Raw genomic sequence first — 5,869 nt, 5'->3', positions numbered from 1 at the left:
AAATACGCGCTCGCCTTCCTGAGGATCTCGTTGGCCTGCCGGAGCTCGCGGTTCTCCCGCTCCAGCGCCTTGATCCGCTCGCGCTCATCCGTCGTCGGTCCGGCCCGCACGCCCCGGTCGCGCTCGGCCTGACGGACCCACTTGCGCAGCGTTTCGCCAGAGCAACCGATTTTGGCCGCGATCGACTGGATCGCGGCCCATTGCGAACCGTGCTCGCTCTCATGCTCCCGGGCCAGCCGGACTGCCCGCTCGCGAACCTCAGGGGAAAAGGGTGGGGTATGCTTCGTCATGGCTCCAGTCTCTCAAGAGTTGGAGCCTCCGAAAATCCCGGGGCGATTCACACCTTGAGGATGAAGGCCGTCTGGTTGGGCATGATCAACGCCGCGTCGGGCGAATGCGCATCGATGTTGGTCATCACGGGGTTCTGCAGTCTCAACCGCTCGGTATTCGCGGCAACATGTTCGCGGTAGTGCGCGATGACGGCCAGGGGCACGCCGTCGAATATCAGCGTCGTCAGAGCCTCAGCCGCGGCGTCCAGGCCAGCCAACAGGCCGCCCATACTCGAAGCGGGTCGAATCGGGCTGGAGCTGCTCGAGGCTCAAGCGTCAGACACCTGAGGCCGACGATCCTGGCGAGCACCCGCCGATGCAAAGTACGAGGCGCCGACGTCTACCCCCGCAGCCCAAAACGGTCGAAACCGATCAGGAGGCGAGTGTGAGTTCGCCTTCCCGCACGGCACGCTCGCCGCCTGCGGACCTGACTCGGTAAGTCGGCTCACCGGCCCGGTCATCCGGCATCAGACGAACAACCTCAAAAACGCCGTCGACGATGCTCTTGTTGCCCGCATAGCTGATCCCAAGCTGGCGGACGTGCTGTCCAATCTTGAACTTGTGAGACATTGAGCTTCTCCGTCGTTTAGTGCCGTGTCGACAAGTCCGGGCTACCGGCGTGCTCTTGCCTTGCGAGCTGCGAAGCGTGCATCGCGCGCGATCTTCTGCTGAGCAGCGAGTGCAGCTTGCCGTTCTGCTTTTTCGGCGGCCTAGCGGACGAGTTCCGCCGCGGCACGCTCCTTTGCGGCCAGGGCTTCAGCCTCGCGCTCAGCTTCCCCTGCCAAGCGGGCTATGTCCCGCTCGTTGATCCGCACCTCTCGTGCCTGAACGATGGCTTGCCGCGCGGCCTGCCGTGCGAGAACGGCCGGATCATCCAGTGCAGGGCGTGCCCGGAACCGGGCGAGTGTGGCCTGCCGTGCTTTGGCAATTGCCTCAAGACGATCAACAAGCTGGTCTGTTTTGAATTGTCCCACGAACATTCCTTGTGCGCACCACGGCTCAGCCGGGTAGCGAGAAACAGATGAAGCCGCTCCCGAGGGAACGGCTTCGAAGCTCGTCATAGCTAGACGAGTGAGGCTCAAGCGGCCTGAAGGCTGCCGGCGGACTGCTTACCTGTGCGGCGGTCGGATTCCATCTCGTAGGAGACCTTCTGGCCCTCGACGAGGTTGTTCATGCCGGCGCGCTCGACGGCGGAGATGTGGACGAACACGTCCTTGCCGCCGTCATCCGGCTGAATGAAGCCGAAGCCCTTGGTGTCGTTGAACCACTTAACGGTGCCGATGGTCATAGGTATTCCGTATCATTATAGGCAAACAAATAGGTCGAACGCATGGGTCACACGCGCTCGGTCGATAGTCGTCGAAAATGGGAGAGATGCAGAGCGCTCGCCCTGTTGAGGCGATACGGCCGAATGTCTGGCCAAAAGTCGATTTATGATCTGTACGCCATTCGCGGGATAATCACAACCGTAAATCCGATTTGCAAGAAATTGGTTGTCGTTGCCGGTATTCCAGGCCTTGCCGTTACGATTTCTTGGGCACAACCATAGATGATGGGGACTCCCATTTGAGGGTCTGACACCTGAACCATCGGAGTTGCAGATGCCTATCAGCAGGGTGCCGCACGGCGATTTTCGGGAAGGTTTCGCAGTCGGCTTCCAACTTATCCAGGGGACAGCTGTTGCCCCTCCGGCGGCGCCAGCTGAGCCCGATGCGGTCGCCGGTACGACGCGGTTCCTCCTCGGCATCCGAGCCGGAATCGAGGCGGCTGGTGGCAAGCTCTCATAGTCGCGCCCGCGCGCGCCATGAGCCGCCAGCCGAGCGCATCGTCAGCCGGCCAGTTCCTTTTAGAACCGAGCCACAGCCATCGGCCGCGTGACGGACTGAAGCCGTGCGCGGAGCAGCGGAAATCCGTCCGCTTTGCTAACGGCCCTTCCCCGACGCAGACTGGCATCTTTCGGCCATGTCCTGCCGGGGCCAACGGCCCTCAGAGCGTCTCAAATGGGTGGATTTCCGCCGGACCGCTTCCAAGCGGGAAGGCAGAGAAACGGACATCCCCCTTGGATGGCACCTAGCCTCGGTGCAGACAATATCGCACCCTTTTCTGTCTATATATACTCCATACAAAACAAAAAATGGATCCATCTTGAAAGTCTTTACATCTCGAGCATTGAATCTATGACGACTCAACGGTCGATGGCATATGAATTTTATGATTGTAATTATTCCATTATAACAATGAAACATCTGAGCAACAGAGTCAGAATTTGCCCTTTCGTAGACGCTTCCCGGATTGCTTAGCTAGGCAGGGCGCGCAAGTAACGAACGCGAGGAAAGTGTCAGAGACGAGCCCCCTCTTAATTTATATCTATCCTGAGTTGAGTTGAAATGCAGCGTCTAGAAATCCGTGCCACCAGACTTAAGACTGGGCGAGAACTCGGCGTTTGGCTTGCGCTTCTTGGCTCGATTAATGGCATGTCCGGCGCCATCGCACAGGAGGTGCAGCTCGATGAACTCTCGGTAGAAGCGCGAGGGCAGGGACGGAACGTTCCGCTCCCTTCGACCGCGATCGTTGGACTCCCGCCATCCGCATACCCCGGCGGCGTAGTCGGCTCAGGCTCGCGGCTCGGGCTACTCGGCAACCGCAACGTCTTCGATCAGCCCTTCAGCTCGACCAGCTACACGGACAAGCTCATCCGCGATCAGCAGGCTCGCAACGTTCAGGACGTGGTCAACAACGATCCGTCCATCCGCACCAATGTACCGGCCTTCTCCGGCATCCTCGGCTTCTTCATCCGCGGATTTCCGGTCTTCGCCCAGGACATTGCCTTCAACGGGCTGTTCGGCGTGGCCGATGCGTTCAACCCGGCGATCGAGCCGATCGAGCGCGTCGAGGTGCTGCGCGGGCCGTCCACGCTGCTCTCCGGCGTCCCGCCCTTCGGCAATATCGGCGGCATCATCAACCTGATCCCGAAGCGCGCCGGTGAGGAGCCGCTCAACCGCGTCACCCTCGGCTACAGCTCGGACGCCCAGGTCTACAAGGCCGTCGATGTGAGCCGCCGCTTCGGCGACGCGAAGGAGTGGGGCATCCGCTTCAACGGTGCCTTCAACAACGGCAACACCCCGATCGACAATCAGAGCGTACATTTCGGCCTCGCGGCCCTCGCCCTCGACTATCGCGGCGAGCGCCTGCGGGCGAGCCTCGATCTCGGATATCAGGAACTCGACTTCACTTCGCCGCTGCGCAACCGCAACGTGGCGGCAGGCGTACGCATCCCCCGCGCGCCGGACCTGACCCTGAACCAGCAGCAGCCGTGGGAGTATCGCGACAGCGCCAACCAGCAGCTCGCCACGCGGATCGAGTACGACCTCACGCCCGATCTCACCGTCTACGGTGCCTACGGCGCCTCGAACTTCCGGCAGGAGTACTTCGGCGGCGTCCTGACCATCTTCAACGCCCGCGGCGACTATCGCGACCCGGTCAGCTACCTGCCGTTCCACATCGTCAACCAGACGGCGGAGGCGGGACTGCGCGGCACCGTCGAGACTGGACCGATCAAGCACAGCTTCGGCCTAGCCGCGGTCGGGTTCTGGCAGGACCTCGCCCAGCCGCCGGCGCAGAATGCCGGCGCGCCGATCGTCTCGAACCTCTACGCTCCGGTCTATCTCCCCCCACGCTCGACCCTCGGCCTGTCGGATGCGACGCCGCGCACCTCGAGCCGGATCAACCGCAGCATCGCCATCGCCGACACTCTGTCGGTCTTGGACGACCGCGTGCTGCTCACCCTCGGCGGTCGCTGGCAGAGCCTCGACGTGAACTCGTACAACCCAGTCACGGGGTTCCGGACCGGTTCGAGCGAGAGCGGTGCATTCTCACCGGGGATCGGCCTCGTGGTGAAGCCGTGGGAGCGCCTCTCGCTCTACGCCAACTACATCGAGGGCCTGACATCCCCGGCTCCGCCCGTGAACGCCGTCAACGCCACCGCCGCCTTCCCGGCCTTCGTCTCCCGCCAGACTGAGGTCGGCGCCAAGTACGATTTCGGTGCCGTCGGGGTCGGCTTCGCCGCCTTTGAGATTGAGCAGCCGTCCGGCTTCCTCGATGCCCGGACCCTCGTTTTCTCGGTCGACGGGCGCCAGCGCAACAGCGGAGTCGAGCTCACCGTGTTCGGCGAACCGGCGCCGGGCATCCGCGTCCTGGGCGGCGTCAGCCTGCTCGACGGCGTGCAGGTGCGTGCCCAGGATCCTCGCAACATCGGTCGCGTCGCAGTGGGCGTGCCGGACGTGCAGCTCAACCTCTACGGCGAGTACGACCTGCCGCCGGGCTTCATCCCAGGCCTGACGGTCACCGGCCGGGTGATCTACACGTCGGCCCAGTACTACGACCTAGCCAACAGCCAGAAGATCCCGGATTGGGCGACTCTCGATGTCGGCCTACGCTACGCTACCACATTCCAGGACCGCCCGCTGACGCTTCGGGCGAACGTCGTCAACGCAACCGGCAACAACTACTGGGCGTCGACAGGTCGAGGCATCCTGAGCCAGGGCACGCCGCGGACGTTCTTGCTCTCGGCATCAATCGATTTTTGACGATGAGGTTGTCTTAACGGCGGCTTTCGGAAAACCCTGAAAACGACCTCAGCATCCGACATGGGTCGATAGGAGGATGGCCGCTCAGGGTGGTTTCCTGCCCGTCCTGTGTGGATGGCTCCCGCATTGCAAGTGGCGAATTGAGCTTCTGACGCGTTGGTCGGGTGCAGTCTTGTGTCCGGCCTGTCGATGCAGTCGTTCATGTTGACCGCTGGCCCTGATGGTATCCGCGAGCTGGGTCCCACTCTGCTTTGCGGGCTATGACGCCCTGGACAGCCGGCGGGGTGTCCCGGCTCCCGGTCTGACCGGTTCGCCATCAACTCTCATCGTCCTCGCAACCTGGAAACGTCTCCTTTGCGTGCTGTCAGGCAGCCCTGGCCGCCGGTGCGCGGTAGGTGCCGCCGCGGGTCATGATCGCCCAGGCGACCCGCGCCGTGCGATTGGCCGCCGCCACGGTCACCACGCGCACCGGCTTACGCTGCAGCAGCGCCGGCAGCCGCGGGTCGACCGAGGTCGGTGTCGTCTTCGCACGCCGGATCAGAGAGGTCATGCCGACTACGAGCAGCCGGCGCAAATAGCGGTCGCCCATGCGCGAGATCCGGCCCAGGCGCTCCTTGCCACCACTGCAGTTCTGCAGCGGTGTCAGGCCCAACGAGGCCGCGAACTGCCGACCGGAGCGGAAGCGTTCGGGCTCGCTCACCGAGGCGGCCAACGCGGTTGCCGAGACGATGCCGACACCCGGGATCGTCGCAAGGCGCTGCGACAGGTCGCTTTCCCGGTACCAGGCCAGCAACTCCTTCTCCAGTCGGGTGAGTTGGATCTGCAAGGCACCGATCTGATCGGCCAACCCGGTCACCTTGCGCTGGGCTAACGGCGGCACCTCGGCCGCGTCTCCGGCCGAGAGCCGGGCCGCCAGTTCGAGCGCGTGCCGCAGGCCCCGCGCCATCTCGATCC

General features: G+C 63.2%; 6 protein-coding genes and 1 pseudogene. 1 reads left to right on the top strand and 6 read right to left on the bottom strand.

The features are described 5' to 3' along the window. The 5 genes and pseudogenes from H288_RS0131615 to H288_RS0131600 form a co-directional block, all read right to left on the bottom strand. A partial coding sequence (locus H288_RS0131615; RefSeq protein WP_020665404.1) for a transposase occupies nucleotides 1-290 on the bottom strand: 290 nt, incomplete at its 3' end. Between the two features lie 47 nt (nucleotides 291-337). Beyond that, nucleotides 338-559, bottom strand: a complete 222-nt coding sequence (locus tag H288_RS33370) for a hypothetical protein (RefSeq protein WP_020096553.1) — start codon at nucleotides 557-559, stop codon at nucleotides 338-340. A 142-nt stretch (nucleotides 560-701) separates the two neighbouring features. Beyond that, the gene (locus H288_RS0131605; protein WP_020096552.1) at nucleotides 702-899 is read right to left on the bottom strand and encodes a hypothetical protein; all 198 of its coding nucleotides are present in this window, start codon (nucleotides 897-899) and stop codon (nucleotides 702-704) included. Nucleotides 900-940: 41 nt separating this feature from the next. Beyond that, a pseudogene (locus H288_RS34645) lies at nucleotides 941-1,309 on the bottom strand (DUF6481 family protein). A gap of 98 nt (nucleotides 1,310-1,407) precedes the next feature. Further along, nucleotides 1,408-1,617 carry a cold-shock protein gene (locus tag H288_RS0131600; protein ID WP_020096551.1) on the bottom strand — a complete coding sequence of 70 codons (210 nt, stop codon included), beginning with the start codon at nucleotides 1,615-1,617 and terminating at the stop codon, nucleotides 1,408-1,410. A gap of 1,099 nt (nucleotides 1,618-2,716) precedes the next feature. On the opposite strand from H288_RS0131600, the gene H288_RS0131595 reads away from it, so the two are divergent. Continuing rightward, nucleotides 2,717-4,915: a TonB-dependent siderophore receptor gene (locus H288_RS0131595; protein WP_051123815.1), complete on the top strand. Its 2,199-nt coding sequence runs from the start codon at nucleotides 2,717-2,719 to the stop codon at nucleotides 4,913-4,915. Nucleotides 4,916-5,279: 364 nt separating this feature from the next. Here H288_RS0131595 and H288_RS0131590 read toward each other — a convergent pair. Continuing rightward, nucleotides 5,280-5,869, bottom strand: a 590-nt coding sequence (locus tag H288_RS0131590; protein ID WP_020096549.1) for an IS110 family transposase, incomplete at its 5' end; no start/stop codon positions are given.

It is taken from the genome of Methylobacterium sp. 285MFTsu5.1 (assembly GCF_000383455.1).
Taxonomy (GTDB): domain Bacteria; phylum Pseudomonadota; class Alphaproteobacteria; order Rhizobiales; family Beijerinckiaceae; genus Methylobacterium.
The sequence above is the reverse complement of the archived record's forward strand: the minus strand, read 5'-3'. Positions and strand labels throughout refer to the sequence as shown.